Source organism: Paenibacillus sp. PK1-4R (assembly GCF_030369595.1).
Lineage (GTDB): Bacteria > Bacillota > Bacilli > Paenibacillales > Paenibacillaceae > Paenibacillus.
In genome coordinates this window covers 6603100-6621918 of the sequence record NZ_CP126535.1, presented here as the reverse complement: position 1 = coordinate 6621918, position 18819 = coordinate 6603100, and the positions used below count along the sequence as shown (strand labels likewise).

Genomic DNA, 18819 nt, shown 5'->3' with positions numbered 1-18819 from the left:
GGTGAACGTAACGATGGATGATGCAGCGAAGGTACTCGAAGTTCGTGGTCTGCAAGTGAATCTTAGAACAACAGAGGGTTCAGTCCCGTTACTGGAGCCCATTGATTTTGAATTAAAAAAAGGTCGTGTCTTCGGTCTGGTTGGTGAGAGTGGCAGCGGCAAGACCGTTACATGTAACGCGTTGCTCCATATGCTTGATCCGCGCAGGATGGAAGTGTCGGGCAGCATCCGCCTGAATGGACGGGAGCTTGGCTCGTTGTCAGGTGAGGAGATGCGACGCATCCGCGGCAAGGAAATCGGATTTATTATGCAGAATCCGATGAATGCTTTTACACCCGTATATACGATTGGATCTCAATTCATTGAAACTTTGCGTACGCATACGGGAATGTCCAAGGGACAAGCGAGAGAACAGGCGATTGCTGCCTTGGCAGACATGAACCTGCCCGAGCCGGCCAAGCTAATGAAGCGATATCCATTCCAACTGAGTGGGGGCATGTTGCAGCGGGTGATGATCGCCATATCGATGTGCCTGCGACCAGCCTTGGTTATTGCTGACGAACCAACGACGGCGCTGGATGTTGTGAATCAGTTGAAGGTGCTTCAGGAATTGGATCGGCTACGTACGGAATATGGCACATCCATCTTGCTCATCTCGCATGATCTGGGCGTGATCTCACAAATGGCGGATGAAGTCGCAGTCATGCAGAAGGGACGAATTGTGGAGCAGGCAGATGTGTACCAACTGTTCGATCACCCGCAGCATGAGTATACCCGGATGTTGTTAAATGCCAGGCCTAGTATGTCTTTGGGACGATAGGACGATAGCGATTAATAAAGAGTTGAATCGTTAGTGAATGTAAGTGTAGTACTGGTGTGAGCTATGTTTGAAGCGGGTAGCGCAGGGGTGGAATGGACATGATCATGTGGAATTTCTTCTTCGGAGATTGCTTCTGCCAAGTACAAGAGAGGAGGATGACCTGATGCTTCAGGTACGGGAAGTAAGCCATAGCTATGGCAAACGCAATTGGCTGGATCGTTCGGGAGCGCGTCCTCCTGTGCTGGCAGACATCTCACTTACGATTGAAAAGGGTGTTTGTCTGGGACTGCTGGGTACGAGTGGGGCAGGTAAAAGTACTTTGGGAAAAATCATACTTGGGCTGGAGAAGCCTAGCCAGGGTCAGGTTTTGTTTCAAGGGCAGGATATCTACCGATCCAGTAAACCCGTGCTTAAGGGATTACGGCGTGATCTGCAGGTCGTGTTCCAGGACTGTTATTCGGCTGTTAATCCGCTCATGACTGCCGCGCAGATCATTGGGGAGCCGCTGGATAATTACGAGCGATTTTCGGCAAAAGAACAACTTCGTGTGATTGGACAACTGCTCGAGCAGGTGGGACTTACACCAGAGGATGCTAACAAGCTTCCGCACCAGTTCAGCGGTGGCCAATTACAGCGAGTTAATATCGCACGAGCTATCGCGCTCAAGCCAAAGTTAATCGTACTGGACGAATCGATCAGCAGCCTGGATATGGTGCACCAGACGCAAATCCTATCCTTATTGGCTGAGTTAAGAGCATCGTACGGGTTGTCGTACCTTTTTATCACGCATGATATTCGTGCCGCCATGACGATCTGTGACCGCATTGCCGTGATGGATCAGGGGAAGCTGGTCTATAGCGGTGATGCTGGGGGTTCGGTAATGCAGTCGGATCATCCGGCTGTGCAGCAGTTGGTTACAGCTATTTTGCCTGAGCATCCGTCGGGTCGTATTTCGTTTGGGTAATGCGTTGTTTGTATGGTTGTAGATGGGCAAGTCGCTAACGAACCGAATGAGCGTTAAATGGCGATTTAGCGTGGAATGCAAAATGTAACGAACCTCAGTGAAGTTATTCCGGTGCAAACCAGTGGAAAACTGCCAAAAGATACACAGATCGAGGAAATAACGCGTCTACGATTCGTTAAACCGCATACTTATCGAAAATGGCACTAATAGCGTGTTTACGGTTCGTTAGATCATAATGAATGCTAAAGGGTTGTCCCCTACGTCTTGAACAAGACGTAGGGACAACCCTTTTTTTTGTAACTGAGAATAGGCACATTTCCTGCTTTCTGATATAAGTTAAACTAAAATGACAATTGCGCCACTCGCGGATTACAGGACTACCTCTGAATTACGCTTATCCCCAGATTTTTGATTTAACTTACAAAGTGAACATCTGGAGAGAAGCGTATACTTCCGATGAGGCTTTCTTGCAGAAATCTTTTACCCCATCTTCCGCCCAAGCTGTTCGATCTTATCCAACCAATTCTTTCTCTGTTCATCTGACTTCTTCCCAACTTGATCTACGGTTGTTATCCGCACGGGTTTGATGCCGGTAAGTCCAAATGTGGAGATTTTCATCATTTTATGTGCAGGCTCACCTTGGAACCATTTGAAGTACCAGCTCGGACCATCCATCGTGGTGATCATGCGGGCGGTACGGCCTTTGAGCAACTGATCGGGGAAGGGTTTTCCTTTTTGATACTTGAAGGCGTAACCTGGCATGAAGATTCGGTCTACAAAACCTTTCAGCAGGGCAGGCGGTCCTCCCCACCATATTGGGAACACCCATACGAGATGCTCGGCCCATTTGATTGCTTCTTGGGCCTCCAGCAAATCTGGTTCAAGTGGAAGTTTATTACGATATCCTCCTTCCAGATTCATGTTGAACGCCAACTCGTTCAAGGTGATCATGCGGACGTCAGCACCAGCTTGCACCGCACCTTTGCGGTAAGCCTCGGCGATTGCGCCGTTGTAACTGGGTGAGACGGGATTGCCTTGAATAATTAATATTTTTTTCATGGAAGATGACACGTCCTGACTATTTTAGTTAATGAACACTAACCTCATGTGCAAAAAGAAAAGGTCACGTATGACCCGGTAATCCATCTGTATATCCTGATGGTATGTTGACGATTCTCTTTAGAAGTTATTCAACAAGTCCGCTTTTGATTCCAAATCATGCCTAGTGGCATCATCCGCATCGGAATATGGGATTCAGCCGAGATAAGCGGATGTTTACGAAGGTTGTTTGCTTCGGAAACAATGTAGTTGCTCACGTCGTTTTCCCTACGCTCCGCTACTCCATTTCTAGCTTCATCCCATCTCCATTGTTACTCCTGGGGTACCTGCCCCAACATCGATGCAAGACGGTGAACCGTTTCCCCCGTATAAGGTACTAACAGCTCTGGCAGTTCACCCTGCATACTGGAGACCGCCATACGTGTAATTGCACCGATCACCAGCACGGCTGTGAGCCGTGAATCCTGCTGAGGCAGCTCACCCCGCATCATTCCCTGATCGATCAGATCCATTAACGCATCCAGCGGCTGACGGTAATCCTCGCTGCTTCCGGCTTCAATGAATATTTCATGATTCTGTGAAATCAGCAGCAGCCCGTAGGGATCTTCATCATGCAGATGGAGAACCTCGGTAACCAGTTGCTTGAAGCGTTCCAGCACCGGACCTTCCTGTCGAACATACCCATCAATTAGTGCAGTATAGTCGACACAGTATTGGGTGAAGGCTTCCAGTGCAACGGCATCTTTGTTTTTAAAATGTTTGTAGATCGCCGCATCGGTTACTCCGGCGGCGTCACCGATCTCTTTGACGGATATGCCGTCAACGCCTTTGGTTGCGAACAAGCGCATCGCCGCTTGTAGGATATCTTTCTTTTTGCTGTCCACATGAGATTTGTTCTTCATGATTGTATAGTAAGTGATTACTAACCAAAATGCAACAAGCAATTTTGAAACTCTGAATTGAAACACTGAATAAGCGCTTACGAACAAAGCTTGCAGGCTTGTGAATGGCAACGTATGATGAATAGAAATCATAATTGGGAGCAGCAGCGAGAACGAAACGGATGGTGGATGCGTGAAAGAAGAGATGGATGCATACAGCTGGGTGACGCCCGAAGGAATGCTGAATGATCAATATATAACAAGCCGTGAACAGTTGTATAAAGGAATGAACGGACGATATGTGGAGCGATTCACTGTTCCTACCGGTGAAAGTTATATTTTCAAACCACTGACGAATCCTGCACAGCACGGACGGGAACGATGGATGTACGAGCGTGTAATGTCAGGCCTGCCACCGATTTATCCGCAACTCATTGCAGCGTCGGATCTTACCACTGACCCGGCACAGAGCTGGATGATCTACGAGGATCTGGGGCAACTGATGCATGATTCACAAGAAGAGACAATGCTTGGGGTAGCGGTACATATGGCAGCATGGCATGCGTTGTCTGTTACGGATTGGAGTGAGCTGCCTCGCGTGGGCCAGAAACCGTCCATTCGCACGATGTTGGATGAGTTACAAATGCACAGACTATCTACGGACGACCTGTTATCCAGACTGGATATGCAGCTGTCCGCATCGAATTGGGACAAAGTCACCAGGTTGATCCTCACGGCAGAGGAAGAACTTCCTACTGTTTTGTGTCACGGAGACCTGCATCCAGGTAACATGGCGGAGGTGGACGGCAGACTGGTCATCTTGGATTGGGAGCATGCCCATCTGAATACGCCGCTGTGGGACGTAGTTCATCTAGTGGATCTCTCGCATCCGCTGTTTCCCAGAACGGTTACGCCTGCATTGCGAGAGCGGGTTATGGATGTTTATTTGGACAAACTGGGGAGCTTGGGTGTACAGATTGAACGGGTTTCTTTTGCAGAATGGTACAACGCCTATGCTATTGTATTTTCGCTCTGGATGCTGCGTTTGATTGACGGTGACCTGAGAAGTGAGGAATGTGTGTGGCCGAAGGAACAGTTGCGTAACCAGTGGCATGAGACGGCAGCAACGCTGGAACAGTGCATGAAGCACTTGGGTGAGGAATAGAAATGAGGGGTGAGAAGCTTGCGTAAAGTCGGACTTGTTATGCGTAAAATTCAATTCACGGAAGCACAAGGGCCACGCGTATTTGCGGATCGGCTGAAGCAGATTGGTCTGGAGCTGGGTGTGGATATTGTGTTCATCTCGCCGGAGCGTCATGTCAGCGGATACGACTGGTTGCCGGGGTATGAGCATGAGAAAGGTGACCTGGTGAATTACGATATCGTGCTGGACCAGATTCATAGCCAAAATATAGAGCATGTCATCTACACCGTATCCGGGTTTACGTTTTTGAAGATGTTCCTACCAAAGAGTGTATTGTTCCCGCACAGTTTCCCCGATCCCGCACTAACGGGATATGAGATGATGAAGCCATTCTATACGATGGTGGATAAAGCGATTGTACAGACGGAGTTTTTGAAAACAGAACTTGGCCGCAATTTCGGCGTACATGACGTGAACGTCATCCCGATTGGCTTTAGTGAAGAGCTGGCGAACCGGCACTATGACCCGAGTCAGGTTGTACATAATCGGGTGCTCTGGATCGGTAGGGATGAAGCGAACCGTCGACCGGATCTGGTGTTGGAATATGCTCGGCAGAACCCGGACAAGGAAGTGTACATGGTATTCGGCGGTGTGCGCTATCGGGAAACCATGAAGAAGTACGACATTCCTGCCAACGTGAAGCTTAAGTTTGCGCTCACGCAGGATGAGATATTTACGTTGATGAATTCTGCGAAGGTGTATTGGAGCTGTTCGGCCTTTGATACGTTTGCGATGCCTCTGACGGAAGCGATGGCGATGGGCAAAATGGTCGTGAAACCGGAGCATGCCTGCTACGGTCACATTCGATCCACGCATGCCTTTGCAGGCAACGAGGATAACTGGTTTGAACTGGTGAACATGGCTGCGGCCGCGCCGCGCAGTGTGTCAGAAGACAACCGGGAGTATGCGTTTGGTGCTTTTTCGCGCACGAAGATGAAAGAAGGGTACCAAAACTTTTTCTCGGATTGGTTGAAGTAACGTAAGGTCTGTAACAAAGGGCTTAATCCATCCAGCAACAGGAGGGGAACCTTATGGAAGTATTGATCTTGTGGACATTGGGAATGTGGGCGGTGCAGCTGCTGATTGAATGGCTTATCTACCGTTTGCAAGGACGGCGAATGACGTGGGTTCAATATATATTGCCATGTGTGGCCTTGCTTGGCGGTGCCGTTGTAATCATGATCAGCATCGATATTGGCGGGTGGAACGGCATCGGATATGCCCTGCTCGGTGCATCACTGGGTGCCGCGGGAATGTTAACACTTATTACGGTGGCGATCAGGGATGTGATGCTTCGGCGACGGGGCAGGAACTAAGCGGGATAATGAAACTACTTTACAGTATGATTGAATTGGGCGAAGGGATGGTTGCGGAAACGCATTCGTCTGTGATATATTGACATTAATTATGACAAGGGAGGTGAAGACAGGTGAATCACGAGATGCTTAACAACCGTATTAGCCAGCTGCCGATTGCTATGGCTGGCATTGTTCATACTTTTCTGACCAACGGGAGAAGTCTGTCCAATTTTGAATATACGGAAGTTAACATTTGCGAGAAGATGCCTGCCTTGACCTCATTCGGACGATAAGCGATATTGCTTGAATTCTGAAGGGCCGCGGAGCTAACCTCCTGCGGCTCTTTTTGTGTTGCGGTCAGGATCTTCCATACCATAGGAGGAACCTTATTATGATGATGATTAGCGCGCAACAACTGACTCAATACCATGGAGCACATCTGGTGCTGGACGGCATTACGTTTGAAATTATGGAAGGTGACAAGGTCGCCCTGATCGGCCGCAACGGAAGCGGCAAGACCACACTTATGCGCCTGATGGCAAGACTGAACAAGCCGGATGAAGGGCAATTGATGATCAAAAAAGATACACGAATGGGTTACGTGGCCCAAGTTCCAGAAGGACTGGATGACCATACCGTTCTGGATGTGCTGAGCCTTGGATTCAAGGAGCTTATGATATGTCGCACGCAAATGAAGGAAATGGAGCAGCAGATGTCCGATCCAGCATGTGCAGCAGACCCTAATCAATTGGAGCGCCTGTTGAAACGTTATGCAGCGCTGCAAGACCAGTTTGAGCGTGAAGGTGGATACGAAATGGATGCGCGGATCGATCAGGTGGCGGACGGTCTGGATATCGCCAAGGCGCATTATGAATGGCGCTTCGGTTCCCTGTCCGGTGGGGAACAGACCCGGGTTGTGCTGGCCTCGCAGCTGATCGTAAAACCTGATCTGTTATTGCTGGATGAGCCGACAAACCATCTTGATCTGGAGCGGGTCGAGTGGCTGGAAGGATTTTTACGAGAATACCCCGGCACCATTGTCCTGATCTCACATGATCGCTATTTTCTGGATCGGGTCGTGAATCGAACACTGGAGCTGGAGGATGGAGAAGCGGAAACGTCTGCTGGCGGTTATACGGAATATATGAAAGTGAAGGAACAACGGCTGTTGCAGCAATTCGAGGAGTTCAAGGAGCAACAGAAGGTTATCAAGAAAATGAAGGAAACGATCCGCCAGTTAGAGGAGTGGGGCCGAGTTGGTGGGAATGAAAAGTTCTTCAGACGGGCGGCTTCTATGCGTAAAGCCATCGAGCGGATGGAACAGGTGAAGCGTCCTGTACTGGAGCGCCGCAATGCCGAGTTCGATGTGCGTCCTACGGATCGAACGGGTAAACGGGTAGCGGTATTGGAACAGGTCGAGAAGAGCTATGGTGAGCGTGAAATCCTGCGCGGAGTCTCGGGTCTGCTGGAATATGGGGATAAAATTGCACTCATTGGCCGCAATGGCTCCGGCAAGACGACCCTGTTCAAGCTGTTGCTTGGTGACGAGCAGCCCAATGCGGGCAAGCTGGAGTGGGGGGCGCGTGTGGATGTGGGGTATCTGGCTCAACAGGAGGAACCCACGAATCCAAAGCTGAACGTACTCGAATACTTCCGTCTGGAAGCAGGCGTGGAAGAGGGAGAGGCTCGCGGAATTCTGGCCCGATACCTGTTCTATGGAGCGGATGTATTCCGCTCTGTCGGGCAATTATCCGGCGGGGAATGGACGCGCTTGCGTCTGGCTCTACTGGTGCAGTGTAAACCCAATGTACTGCTTCTCGATGAGCCAACTAACCATCTGGATATCGCATCCAGAGAAGCGCTGGAAGAGTCGCTGGTTGATTTTGAAGGGACCGTACTTGCCATCTCACATGATCGGTACTTCGTCAATCGCCTCGCTTCCCGTGTCTGGGAACTGGAGAACGGGCAGATGACCGCTTATCTGGGAGACTATGAGGCGTATCGCGAGAAGAAGCTTGATTTGCAAGCTCGTTCGGCGGCGGCGACTCAGGCTACAGCAGGAGTGGGAATTTCTTCTCGTGGGAACGCCAAGTCAGAGATGAAGTCAGGTTTAACGTCTGCGTCCGGCGGGACTACCAGATCAGGGAAGAAACCAGAAGCAACCTCGACAATGAACGGTTCCACTGTTGCGGCTATCGATGGAAGTCGAGATCATGAAGCTTCTACTGAATCAGGTAAGGCGTTAACTCCTTCAGCAACAGCTGTATCGAATCATAGAAACGGCAGTGGCAACAAACAGTCTGCGGAGAAGCTGGAACAGACTTTGGCTCGTCTTGAGGCACAGATTCAGGTGCTGGATCAACAGCTGGAAACGGTGCAGAACAATCCGCTTGAATTGGAACAAATCTGGAATGAACGTGAGCAATTGTCCGCTGAATACAATGATCTATTGGCCCAGTGGGCTGAGTTATAAGTCTGAATGGCACAAGCATAAGATTGAACAAGCGAGGTCGGAGAATCATCTCCGGCCTTTTTGAACTGAATTACATAGCGAACGCGGAATTTGCTTGTTTTTTCAAGCTTTGTTGATCCAAGAACTGGGCGACAACCTGTTCTTATTTTTACATGTCATGGGGAATAGTGTAACTTTTTACCTCCCCATGCGTTAAATACGTTTGTATGAATTGAAACGGCTCACCTAAGAGCTCGCAAAAAGGGAGGTTATCGGTATCTATTATTCATTGACGTATCGGAGTTGGTCGGATGATCGACAGGCGGAGACGGGGGTGCTGGAACAGACTTCAGTCACACGCGATGAACTGTTCATGCGCAAACTGGTGGATGCCACCCTGGTGAAAAACAAACTCTGGGCGCATCTGTCCAATGAATGCCAGGATGGGCGGGAACATGCAGTATATGTAACGGCGTATGAGCAACAGATGCCGGATGAGTACGGTGCAGCCATTGCGGATGCTGCGCTGGCGATGTGCAAAATGTCTTCCATGTACAGCGCAGAGTATATGTTGTGGAATGGAAGTTCGTTTCAGGAGTTGGAACTCACAGCGTCATCCACCTATACGATGGAGCTTGCCGAGCAACTGCTGGACCATTACATGGTTCGCGATGGCAAGACGTATGAATTCCTGTATTCCGTGCTGGATGCGGATCGCAAGAAAGTGTTGTTTTATATGAAAGAGGTGGATCTGTAATGAGTGACCAAGAGCGGGGGCAAGCATCGAAACCCGGTTCAAAAGCAAAGCTGGTTGCTTTCTCCCTGATGCTGGCGGTACCTGCCGTGTTATCGGGTTGTGGCAGCAACAATGATGAATGTGACCCGGAGTATGATACCGGATGTGAATATGATTCCAGCAGTGGGCACTATTACTACGGTGGGTCGTCGTATCGAAGCAACAAGGACAGTAACAGCTCCTATAGCAAATCCAAGTCCAAATCAATCGGCTTCGGTAGCTTCTTCCGCAGTTCGGGAGGATAACCGGATGAGGCAAGTGGTTCAACTGCCGTTTAGTCACGAAGAGGTGTTTCAGGGTGAAGCGGGACAACAGATTCCATACCATCGAATGTACGGGAAGCAGTATTGTGTGCCTGCATTGACGGTCTATTCTCCCTCGGAGATACAAGAGCTGCGTACCGCAGCTGAGGCGGTAGACGGCATTTACTGTAAAGTGATGCGATTTATCCAGCAATATATGCCGGATTCTTTTTTGGAGCATCAGTTGGGTATCCATCCGGGGCTTATTTCGGCAGCACGTATGGAGATGGTAACTGGAGGCATTACCCGTCAGGACTGGATTATTGGAGAAGCTGGACCGAAGTGTATTGAAAATAATACGGACACCCCTACGGGTATCCCGGAGGTTGCAACACTGGAAGATATTCTGGTCGCTCTTGCTGAGGATACTACGCTAACTGGGCCATCTGCCGAGATGGATACACGTATTCGGCAGTGTTTCAGGATATGGCTGGAATTCTATGCAAACCAAGGATTGCAGGGTCCGGTGACGTTTACTTCTTTTGGCGAACATGTCGAAGATCGAACGAATACGGAATACCTGATGAGACGTTGTCAGGAAGCCGGATATGAAGTCTTCTATGCTCCACTGGATGAACTGGAGATTGTTCCGGGGGAGGCGCTTTACCATCAGGGTCGGGAGATTAACCTACTGTATCGCCTTTATCCACTGGAGTATCTGATCGATGATCGGGATGAGACGACAGGAGTGGACATTGGTGCTGCACTGCTTGATCTTGTACGTGAGGGACGGCTAGGCTTGATGAATCCCGTTCAGCATGTCCTGATGCAGAGCAAAGGCTTCATGGCGGCGATCTGGTCGCTCTACGAGCGTAACGAGCAAACCCCGGAATATTGCGGGTTTACCCTCTTTGATGAAGCAGAAATGGATGTGATTTCCCGATATCTGCTACCAACCTATTTTTCGGCTGAGCCATTCGAACTGGACGCCATACCATATGTAGCCAAAAGCTACTGGGGGCGTGAAGGTAGAGGAACTCTTTTGCTGGAGGGTGGAACGGACAATGCCTCTGGAAAGCAGGATATGGAGCATCCTCTTAACGAGGCGCTGGAATCCAATCTTGCAACTGGGGCAACAGACGAGGATGAAGAGATTGCAGCTTATTACGAAAACCAACCCAAAATCTATCAGCAGCTGGTTCCGATGGAACAGGCCGTGATCGAGACGGAAGATGGAGCGTACAGTGGCTATCTGCTTACAGGAGTGTTTGTTATCGGTGGGCGTTTGGCTGGGGTGTTACCCAGGGTTGGGGAGAAAGTAACTGGAGATATGGCCTATTATTGTGCGGCTACAGTTCGTGTACGGATGAATGATGAGGAGGAGAAGGAATGGAGAACTTGGGATTAAACCTCGTGAATGTGGCGGTGGGTGTAGGCATTCTGCTGGTTGTATTGGTATGTGGATATTTCGCTTTTAGCAAATTGACCCGGTATAACGATAGTGAGGAGATCGCCAAAGGTAACGAGGCGGCAGGCATGTATATGGGTAGCAAATTGCTGGGACTGTGTATTATTGTGGGCATGGTATCTTTCTCGACGCATTCGTGGTTGGATATGCTGCTGTGGTCGGCGTTTGGAATTATTGTGCTGTGCCTGGTCTATATTATATTTGATTTCCTGATTCCAAAAATGCGGGTATGCGACGAAATCGCACGTGGCAATATGGCAGTAGCACAACTGCTGCGTTCGATTATCATCGGCGTTTCCATCGTCATCGGTACATTTTTGATGTAAAATAAGCTTAGAGATAAACGATAATTTAGAATGAATATAGTGTTTACACGAAAACGAAGAGGACAGAAAAAATCTGGAGAAGCGAAGCGGTCGCTTTTATCATCGGATTTTTACCTTTGAAAGGGTATATAAAAAAATCTGAGGGTAACAGCGATCTTAAGATTGTTCTGTACGCAGAGTTATTAAGTGTAATGTTGTATTTTTGTTCTAAATGAATAACAAACGGTAGAAGGAGCGCGGCATCATGAGAAGAGTCATCATCGATACAGATACAGCAGGAGACGATACGATTGCGATCCTGACGGCATTGCATCACTTTCAGGTGGAAGGTATCACCATTACGGGCGGTAACGTACAATTCGACCAGGAGGTTGAAAATGCCCTGTACACGGTACAGGTTGCTGGACATGGCGGCAAGGTGCCTGTATATAAAGGTTGCGAGCGTCCGCTAATGGCCTACGGTAAAGCTCAGCACCGTACAGTGGAAGACGTGCATGGCGATGACGGCATGGGCGGCGCGCATTTCCCGAAGGCGGATCAGCGTCCCGAGAGCGGGCACGCGGTTGATTTTATCATTGAGAAGGTGCATGCACATCCGGGTGAAATTGAACTTTTGGCGATTGCCCCGCTGACCAATATTGCAATGGCGATCCAGAAAGACCCAACGATTATTCCGGAGATTGCTCACCTGTACATTATGGGCGGAACGAATAATGCGCTGGGCAATATCACACCAGCGGCGGAGTATAACTTCTACGTGGACCCGGAAGCGGCGAAAATTGTACTGCATGCGGGCATTCCAATCACGATGGTTGGCTGGGAAATGTGTACGCAATATTCAGTCATGGACGATGACGATCATGCAGAGATTGCAGCTCTCGGAACATCGGGTGCCGATTTCTTCACCGCAATCAACAAAGTGGTTATGAAGTTCAACAAGTCGGTACATAAGCTGAATGGCACTACTCATCCCGATACGTTGTTGATGGCTGTTGCGGCAGATGAATCCATCATGACCAAGTCGGGTCAATATTATGTGGATGTAGAAGCAGCAGGAGAACTGACACGCGGATACAGTGTGGTGGATATCAACGGACGTTTTGGCAAAGAGCCGAATGTACGTGTATGTGAGGCCATTGATCGACCAAAATTCAAATCCATGCTGCTGGATGTTCTCTCAGCGATTCAGTAAACGCAGGAATTTAACTGCAGGAAAAAGAAGAAAATCCGTGCCTATCCCAGGTACGGATTTTTTATTGCCCATTTTTGGAATAACTACTTCACCTGTCGTAGTAAATTGTGCTATACTTCAACTACTACGACAGATGAAGTAATGAGGAGGAGTATCTTTTGTGATCAGCAGTGACGTTATACGTGGCTACAATGATACGCTGATCCTCTACATGCTGCTCGAAGGGGAGTCGTACGGCTACGAGATTTCCAAGAACATCAGGCAGCTGACAGAGGAAAAGTACGTCATGAAGGAGACGACATTATACTCGGCCTTCACCCGATTGGAGAAGAACGGTTATATTGAATCGTTTTACCTGGATGAAAATAGTTTGGGAAAGCGTCGTACCTATTACCGGATTACGCCGCCCGGCCTCGACTATTACAGAGAAAAGTGTGAGGAATGGAAGGTTACGCAGGAGGTTGTTAATCTATTTATCAGGGAGTTGTGACGGAACATGGAGACAATTATGGTGTATCTGGAGAACATGTTTGCTGGTCTACCGAAGACCCCCGAGGTGGAGCATCTGAAGCAGGAGCTTCTTTCGGGGATGGAAGATAAGTACCTGGAGTTGAAGCGGGAAGGCAAGTCGGAGAATGAAGCCATCGGCATTGTGATCTCGGAATTTGGTAATATCGAGGAGTTAACTGCAGAACTCGGTATTCAGCCAGTCAGTGCGGAAGAGGCAGTACCTGTGCTGACGGAAGAAGAAGCCTACGCATATACCACTGCCAAAAGAAATGCCGGATTTTGGATCGGGCTGGGTGTTTTATTGTGCGCGTTGGGTGTGGCGTTTCTGATTTTCATGGATACTTTATTTGAGAACTATGCCACTTCAGCTGCAAACCGTTCGGTGGAAACGGGGGCTGTACTGGGCCTGATCGGCATGTTCGTGCTCATTGCCATTGCGGTAGGCATGTTCATTCACAGTGGCATGAAGCTTGAACGCTTCAGTCATATGGAGAAGGGCTTCCAGCTTCCTTATACACTTAAAATGAGTATTCAGCATAGTCGGGAGAGCTTCGCTCTGACTTATCGAATAGCCATCATTACGGGTGTCTGCCTGTGCATTCTGTCTCCTGTGTTTATTTTCGCAGCCTCCTCTATCAATGATAACTACGCCTCTTATGGTGTATCTGCCTTTATGGTCATGGCTGGGGTAGGAGCATTCTTGTTTGTATATTACGGGAACATTCAGGGGGCTTACACGAACTTGCTGGAGAAGCACCAGTTGACGGTAGAGAAGAAGCAAGAGGTAAAGGTTGTGAGAGCCGTGGAAGCGATTGTATGGCCGCTGGCGACAGCCATCTTCTTGTTCACAGGCTTTGTATATCAACGGTGGGATATCAATTGGGCCATATTCCCGATTACAGGCATTCTCTCCGGCAGCTTTAGCAATGTGTACCATATTATGAAAAGTAAAAATCCGTCCTGAGCATGCTGCTTTAGCTAGTAAAGCCCACTTGATCTATATTGATCAGGTGGGCTTTTTTTGCTCCACTTAATCTAGTTTTGCTGCAACAAAAACGAGCGAATTCCGGTCGTGACCAGATCATGGTCTTCTTCATCGGGCAAACCTGATACTGTAATGGTGCCGACTTGTCCCTCATTTTTCAGAATAAGCGGGAAAGCGCCACCAGCCAGAACATAGTCAGATGCAGGCAGGTTGAAATCCTGCTCAAGCGTTTGGTCCTCGTTTCTTAGGCGTAGAGCCGTATGCCAAGAACTGGAGGAGAAATGATTCACCACGTTGTTCTTGCGGCGAATCCAGTTTTCGTTGTCGGGATGAGTGCCTTCCATCGCATGCAAAAAGAGACGATGTCCTTTCAGGGTAACGTCGATGGTCACGGCTTGGGAGCGACGCTTCGCTTCTTCAACCAGATGCAGGCCAAGGTTAAGCGCCGTTTCAGAATCAAATGTGCCAAATACCAAGTCCATTTCTTCCTGCTGCATTTCCTTTAATTTTTCGATCATGGTCAGGTTCAAATTACAGGCAGCCCCTTTACATATATGATTGATGTCTACATTCGACATGAATAGGTTTAGTACCTTCCAAATGCGGACTGGACGATGTTAGTGGATGTTATAGGCGTGGTTGAAGACGGCTCATTTGGAGAGCGTACATCGGCTGTGTTAAAGTGAAGGGAACCTAATATACTCAAAACTCTTAAAGTTAAAATAAGTTATCGCTAAGTAGGCAGGAGGAGAAGCACGATGCTGTTTTATTTTGTAGCACTGCTGGTGACTTTGGTGGATCAGGGAACCAAGATTGCAGTGAGGATGTATATGGAAGTTGGCGACGTCATGAGACTGGGTGACTCGGGCATGCAGTTACAGCATTATGAGAACAGTGGCATGGCGGGCAGCATGTTTCAGGGAAATGCGCGTCTGTTCGGTGTGATTGCTGTTCTGTTCATAGCGGGCATGCTGTATTACCGGAGTAAAGGTGAGATTCGCGGTTTCTGGATGCAAGCTGGCGCGGGTTTTATGGTCGGTGGGGCTTTAGGAAATGCAATCGATCGATTTATCTATGCGCGGGTAACGGATTTCCTCGTATTTCCGTCAGGACGCGGGATCTTGAATCTCGCTGATGTCGCAATTAACATCGGTGTGGTCATGATCATCATCGGCATGTTAATTCGTGCATATCAGAGTTATCGAGCCAAGCGTTTACGCAATGCTTTGCCGAAGGTTGAGCGTTCGTAATAGGTTGGATAAAAGCGTTACAGTGGCTGAATATAAGCTTATTGAATGAGGGACATTGGATATCATCCAGTGTCCTTTTTGTTATGCCCGATTCAGGTCATGGGAAGAAATGTCTTGATTCATTTTTATCGAAACCGTTTTAGGAATAATAAAGGCTTGTATAGCCAACGCTCATAGTATGAGTATGTGGAAGGATTAACCAAATGGTTATTTCACCATCTGAATGGGTAAATCTTTACGTATAAAGCTGAGGGAGGTACAACATGAGAAGAACGCTTACCAAGGCTCTCGGGACAATGTTGCTGTGTGGAATGATGGCTGTACTTTTATCTTCCTGTACCAGTGGAGATAGCGCGAATGGCAAAGTGCAGATTGAATTTTTCCAGAACAAGCCTGAAGCCAAAACAACCTTTGATGAATTGATCAAGACGTTTAACGCGGAGCATGACGATATTCAGGTGACACAGGTGAATCCGCCCGATGCGGAGACAGTACTGAAGACGCGTGTCGTCAAAAACGATATCCCGGATATTATGGCTATGGGGGCAACGGATACGTATTCAATCCTGGCCCAGAGTGATATTTTCACCGATCTGACGGATAGTTCATTACTCCAGACGATTGATCCAAACTACATACAAATGCTCAACGATCTCACAGGTATGGACGAAGTGACAGGTATTCCTTACGCGACTAATGCAAACGGTATTATGTACAATAAAACGCTGTTTAAGGAAATGGGATTGGACGTGCCCAAGACGTGGGATGAGCTGATTGCGACCGCCCAAAAGATTAAAGATGCAGGTGAGATTCCATTTTACTTCACATACAAGGATGACTGGCAGACGAGTCTGCCCTTCAATGCACTGGCCTCTAATCTGGTCGGTATTGATTTCTACCAAGAGCGGCGCGATAACAAAGTGACGTTCAAGGAGAAGTACCGCGAGGTAGCTGAGAAACAGCTGGAAATCATGAAGTACGGTCACGGAGATAACTTTGGTAAAGCTTATTCGGACGGTAACCGTGCTTTTGCTAACGGTGAAGCTTTCATGTACATCCAGGGAACCTGGGCCATCTCGGAGATTCGCAAAGCGAACCCAAATGTAGACATTGGTTTCTTCCCATTCCCAACGGGCAACGATGCAAGCGAGATCAAGCTGGTGAACGGGATCGACTCCCTGTTTACCATTGCGGCGGACACGCCTAACCGTGAGCAGGCAGAGACGTTTATTGCGTTCCTGTTAAAGCCTGAAAATATCGGAAGATACATTGACGAACAGACGCTGTTCTCTGCCGTAGAAGATGTGAAGCAGGATGACCCTGCGGTACAGGAATTGATGCCTTATATCGAGCAGGGCAAGGTTGTTGACTTTCCCGATCACTATATTCCGGCTGCGGTGCAGCTGAATTCCATCGTACAGTCCTTTTTGCAGAATCAAAACATCGACAACTATCTAGATACACTCGACAAAGAATGGGACAAGGTTGCTAATCGGCGTTAAGCCTTGTCTGAAGGAGGATGGAGTATGAACAAACGTATCGCACCTTATTACTGGATGACGGTTCCGGCGGTAGTATTGTTCTTTGTATTTATGACACTGCCGGCCCTCCAGGGCATCTATTATTCATTTACGAATTATAACGGATTCGGGAAAGAGTATGATTTTGTTGGCTTTAAAAACTATTTCAACTTATTCCAGGATGACAATGTAGGTAACGCCTACTGGTTTACGTTCAAATTTGCGATCGTGGTGACGATCCTGACCAATATTCTGAGCCTGCTCATTGCACTCGGGCTGAATGCCAAGATTAAGTTCCGTAACTTTTTCCGCGGCATCTACTTCCTGCCCAATATTCTGAGTGTACTGATCGTGGGTTACATATTTAACTACCTGTTCTCCAACGTATTCCCGATCTGGGGACAAAATCTGGGCATCAATGCGCTATCCACCAACATTCTCGGCAGCGAGAGTCTGGCTTGGATTGGTATCGTCATTGTTGCAGTATGGCAATCGGTGGCCCTGAATACGATTCTGTATTTGGCTGGTCTGCAAACGATACCAACGACACTATACGAGGCATCCAACCTCGACGGTGCAGGCAAATGGCGTGAATTCTGGAGTATTACATTCCCGCTGATTGCACCTTTCTTCACCATTAATATGGTGCTTGCGATGAAAAACTCACTTATGGTCTTCGACCAAATCGTAGCCTTGACCAACGGTGGTCCCGGACGGGCGACGCAGTCCATCTCCCATCTGATCTACACCGGAGGATTTGAAGGCGGCGAATATGCATATCAATCTGCGAACTCGGTTATTTACTTCATCGTTATTGCGGTGATTTCAATTCTGCAAATCCGGTTCCTGCAAAGAAGGGAGATGGATCTGTAATGAGAGGCCGTACACGAATCAATTGGCTCGTTATGCTGCTCGTTGTGCTGGGTACCCTGTTTATCCTGTTCCCACTGTATATGACCGTTACGATTGCTTTGAAAAATCCGGAGCAGATGGCCCAATCGGTCTTTGCCATCCCGACAACGCTTCACTGGGAGAATTTCTCGAGGGCCATCGACATGACAAACTTCTTCCAGTCGTTCCGTAACAGTGCGATTGTTACTGCATCAACCGTACTTTTGACGTTGCTCAGTAACTCGATGGTGGCTTATGCCATTGCGCGGAATATGGAGAAACGCAAGTTTTTCAAAGGGCTGTATTATTACTTCGTCAGCGCGATGTTCATTCCGTTCCCGATCATCATGCTGCCAATTGTTAAGCTGACCGCATCCCTGGAGATGACGAATCTGGTAGGTCTGATCCTGCTGCACACGGTCTATGGTCTGGCATTCAACGTATTTGTATACGTTGGATATATCCGGTCCATTCCGGTAGCGCTGGAGGAAGCGGCTTTTGTAGATGGGGCGACAACCTGGGGCACGTTCTGGAAAATCATTTTCCCGCTCATGGCGCCAATCAGTGCCACGGTTGGTATTCTGACCTGCCTGTCCACGTACAACGACTTCTTGCTGCCACTCATTATTATCAGTGATCCGGGACAGTACACGTTGCCGCTGGTACAGTATGTATTCCAAGGACAGTTTAATACCGAGTTTAACCTTGCGTTTGCATCATACCTGCTCGCGTTGCTGCCGATGATTATCATCTACCTGTTTGCACAGAAGTGGATCATCAACGGGGTTACACAAGGGTCTGTGAAATAACTGAAGATGTACCAAAGAAAAGAATATGTGTGAAGGGATATGAACAAAGAGAGGTGGACTTTAAAAGTCCCCTCTCTTTTTTTGATCCTTGTCATTTAACGTCTGGGAACTCTTCGGGAGGATTGATTAACCTGTAAAACTATGCTATTTTT

Annotated in this window: 21 protein-coding genes; 18 read left to right on the top strand and 3 right to left on the bottom strand. The window is 48.3% G+C overall.

Going from position 1 to position 18819, the window contains the following annotated elements:
* Nucleotides 1–13 precede the first annotated feature (13 nt).
* Nucleotides 14–820, top strand: coding sequence for a nickel import ATP-binding protein NikD (nikD, locus tag QNO02_RS28765; protein ID WP_289390629.1), 807 nt, complete (start codon nt 14–16; stop codon nt 818–820).
* A 163-nt stretch (nt 821–983) separates the two neighbouring features.
* Nucleotides 984–1784: a nickel import ATP-binding protein NikE gene (nikE, locus tag QNO02_RS28760; RefSeq protein ID WP_289390628.1), complete on the top strand. Its 801-nt coding sequence runs from the start codon at nt 984–986 to the stop codon at nt 1782–1784.
* Between the two features lie 480 nt (nt 1785–2264).
* Here nikE and QNO02_RS28755 read toward each other — a convergent pair whose 3' ends face one another.
* Both QNO02_RS28755 and QNO02_RS28750 read right to left on the bottom strand, forming a co-directional pair.
* Entirely contained in the window at nt 2265–2843 is a 579-nt protein-coding gene (locus tag QNO02_RS28755; RefSeq protein ID WP_133386242.1) for an NAD(P)H-dependent oxidoreductase, read from the bottom strand.
* Nucleotides 2844–3154: 311 nt separating this feature from the next.
* The gene (locus tag QNO02_RS28750; RefSeq protein WP_036671691.1) at nt 3155–3745 is read right to left on the bottom strand and encodes a TetR/AcrR family transcriptional regulator; all 591 of its coding nucleotides are present in this window, start codon (nt 3743–3745) and stop codon (nt 3155–3157) included.
* Between the two features lie 172 nt (nt 3746–3917).
* Here QNO02_RS28750 and QNO02_RS28745 point away from each other — a divergent pair, with 172 nt between their 5' ends.
* The 12 genes from QNO02_RS28745 to QNO02_RS28690 all read left to right on the top strand — a co-directional run bounded on the left by QNO02_RS28745 (nt 3918) and on the right by QNO02_RS28690 (nt 14176).
* Nucleotides 3918–4889, top strand: coding sequence for a phosphotransferase family protein (locus tag QNO02_RS28745; RefSeq protein WP_289390627.1), 972 nt, complete (start codon nt 3918–3920; stop codon nt 4887–4889).
* A gap of 18 nt (nt 4890–4907) precedes the next feature.
* Nucleotides 4908–5906: a glycosyltransferase gene (locus QNO02_RS28740; RefSeq protein WP_133386239.1), complete on the top strand. Its 999-nt coding sequence runs from the start codon at nt 4908–4910 to the stop codon at nt 5904–5906.
* Between the two features lie 53 nt (nt 5907–5959).
* A complete protein-coding gene (locus tag QNO02_RS28735; protein WP_076333795.1) occupies nt 5960–6244 on the top strand; it encodes a YesK family protein in 285 nt (94 codons plus the stop codon).
* Between the two features lie 113 nt (nt 6245–6357).
* The gene (locus QNO02_RS28730; RefSeq protein ID WP_017691697.1) at nt 6358–6519 is read left to right on the top strand and encodes a hypothetical protein; all 162 of its coding nucleotides are present in this window, start codon (nt 6358–6360) and stop codon (nt 6517–6519) included.
* Between the two features lie 98 nt (nt 6520–6617).
* Nucleotides 6618–8699 (top strand): ribosomal protection-like ABC-F family protein, encoded by a 2082-nt coding sequence (abc-f, locus tag QNO02_RS28725; RefSeq protein WP_289390626.1) that lies wholly within the window; start codon nt 6618–6620, stop codon nt 8697–8699.
* Nucleotides 8700–9012: 313 nt separating this feature from the next.
* Nucleotides 9013–9435: a hypothetical protein gene (locus QNO02_RS28720; RefSeq protein WP_289390625.1), complete on the top strand. Its 423-nt coding sequence runs from the start codon at nt 9013–9015 to the stop codon at nt 9433–9435.
* Nucleotides 9435–9719 (top strand): hypothetical protein, encoded by a 285-nt coding sequence (locus tag QNO02_RS28715; protein WP_289390624.1) that lies wholly within the window; start codon nt 9435–9437, stop codon nt 9717–9719. Before QNO02_RS28720 ends, QNO02_RS28715 begins: the two co-directional genes overlap by 1 nt.
* A 4-nt stretch (nt 9720–9723) precedes the next feature.
* Complete coding sequence (locus QNO02_RS28710; RefSeq protein ID WP_289390623.1) at nt 9724–11124, top strand: glutathionylspermidine synthase family protein; 1401 nt, start codon at nt 9724–9726, stop codon at nt 11122–11124.
* Entirely contained in the window at nt 11106–11510 is a 405-nt protein-coding gene (locus QNO02_RS28705; RefSeq protein WP_017691702.1) for a DUF350 domain-containing protein, read from the top strand. Before QNO02_RS28710 ends, QNO02_RS28705 begins: the two co-directional genes overlap by 19 nt.
* 244 nt (nt 11511–11754) lie before the next feature.
* Nucleotides 11755–12702 carry a nucleoside hydrolase gene (locus QNO02_RS28700; protein WP_289390622.1) on the top strand — a complete coding sequence of 316 codons (948 nt, stop codon included), beginning with the start codon at nt 11755–11757 and terminating at the stop codon, nt 12700–12702.
* A gap of 160 nt (nt 12703–12862) precedes the next feature.
* A complete protein-coding gene (locus QNO02_RS28695) occupies nt 12863–13192 on the top strand; it encodes a PadR family transcriptional regulator (RefSeq protein ID WP_017691704.1) in 330 nt (109 codons plus the stop codon).
* Between the two features lie 6 nt (nt 13193–13198).
* Nucleotides 13199–14176 carry a permease prefix domain 1-containing protein gene (locus tag QNO02_RS28690; protein WP_289390621.1) on the top strand — a complete coding sequence of 326 codons (978 nt, stop codon included), beginning with the start codon at nt 13199–13201 and terminating at the stop codon, nt 14174–14176.
* A 71-nt stretch (nt 14177–14247) separates the two neighbouring features.
* Here QNO02_RS28690 and QNO02_RS28685 read toward each other — a convergent pair whose 3' ends face one another.
* Entirely contained in the window at nt 14248–14727 is a 480-nt protein-coding gene (locus QNO02_RS28685; RefSeq protein WP_289390620.1) for a heme-degrading domain-containing protein, read from the bottom strand.
* A 228-nt stretch (nt 14728–14955) separates the two neighbouring features.
* On the opposite strand from QNO02_RS28685, the gene lspA reads away from it, so the two are divergent.
* The 4 genes from lspA to QNO02_RS28665 all read left to right on the top strand — a co-directional run bounded on the left by lspA (nt 14956) and on the right by QNO02_RS28665 (nt 18667).
* Nucleotides 14956–15447 carry a signal peptidase II gene (gene lspA / locus QNO02_RS28680; RefSeq protein ID WP_133386230.1) on the top strand — a complete coding sequence of 164 codons (492 nt, stop codon included), beginning with the start codon at nt 14956–14958 and terminating at the stop codon, nt 15445–15447.
* A gap of 311 nt (nt 15448–15758) precedes the next feature.
* Nucleotides 15759–16949, top strand: a complete 1191-nt coding sequence (locus QNO02_RS28675; protein ID WP_430982057.1) for an ABC transporter substrate-binding protein — start codon at nt 15759–15761, stop codon at nt 16947–16949.
* A 24-nt stretch (nt 16950–16973) separates the two neighbouring features.
* On the top strand, nt 16974–17840 hold the full coding sequence (locus tag QNO02_RS28670) for a carbohydrate ABC transporter permease (protein ID WP_036606633.1): 867 nt from the start codon (nt 16974–16976) through the stop codon (nt 17838–17840).
* On the top strand, nt 17840–18667 hold the full coding sequence (locus QNO02_RS28665; protein ID WP_249913754.1) for a carbohydrate ABC transporter permease: 828 nt from the start codon (nt 17840–17842) through the stop codon (nt 18665–18667). Before QNO02_RS28670 ends, QNO02_RS28665 begins: the two co-directional genes overlap by 1 nt.
* Nucleotides 18668–18819: the final 152 nt, after the last annotated feature.

Bases quoted from the DNA above. Each gene is read 5' to 3' on its own strand.
- QNO02_RS28690 (WP_289390621.1), top strand. From the start codon at position 13,199: ATGGAGACAATTATGGTGTATCTGGAGAACATGTTTGCTGGTCTACCG.
- QNO02_RS28715 (WP_289390624.1), top strand. From the start codon at position 9,435: ATGAGTGACCAAGAGCGGGGGCAAGCATCGAAACCCGGTTCAAAAGCA.
- abc-f (WP_289390626.1), top strand. From the start codon at position 6,618: ATGATGATGATTAGCGCGCAACAACTGACTCAATACCATGGAGCACAT.
- QNO02_RS28750 (WP_036671691.1), bottom strand. From the start codon at position 3,745: ATGAAGAACAAATCTCATGTGGACAGCAAAAAGAAAGATATCCTACAA.
- nikD (WP_289390629.1), top strand. From the start codon at position 14: ATGGATGATGCAGCGAAGGTACTCGAAGTTCGTGGTCTGCAAGTGAAT.
- QNO02_RS28675 (WP_430982057.1), top strand. From the start codon at position 15,759: ATGATGGCTGTACTTTTATCTTCCTGTACCAGTGGAGATAGCGCGAAT.
- lspA (WP_133386230.1), top strand. From the start codon at position 14,956: ATGCTGTTTTATTTTGTAGCACTGCTGGTGACTTTGGTGGATCAGGGA.
- QNO02_RS28710 (WP_289390623.1), top strand. From the start codon at position 9,724: ATGAGGCAAGTGGTTCAACTGCCGTTTAGTCACGAAGAGGTGTTTCAG.
- QNO02_RS28705 (WP_017691702.1), top strand. From the start codon at position 11,106: ATGGAGAACTTGGGATTAAACCTCGTGAATGTGGCGGTGGGTGTAGGC.
- nikE (WP_289390628.1), top strand. From the start codon at position 984: ATGCTTCAGGTACGGGAAGTAAGCCATAGCTATGGCAAACGCAATTGG.
- QNO02_RS28755 (WP_133386242.1), bottom strand. From the start codon at position 2,843: ATGAAAAAAATATTAATTATTCAAGGCAATCCCGTCTCACCCAGTTAC.
- QNO02_RS28700 (WP_289390622.1), top strand. From the start codon at position 11,755: ATGAGAAGAGTCATCATCGATACAGATACAGCAGGAGACGATACGATT.
- QNO02_RS28670 (WP_036606633.1), top strand. From the start codon at position 16,974: ATGAACAAACGTATCGCACCTTATTACTGGATGACGGTTCCGGCGGTA.
- QNO02_RS28665 (WP_249913754.1), top strand. From the start codon at position 17,840: ATGAGAGGCCGTACACGAATCAATTGGCTCGTTATGCTGCTCGTTGTG.
- QNO02_RS28735 (WP_076333795.1), top strand. From the start codon at position 5,960: ATGGAAGTATTGATCTTGTGGACATTGGGAATGTGGGCGGTGCAGCTG.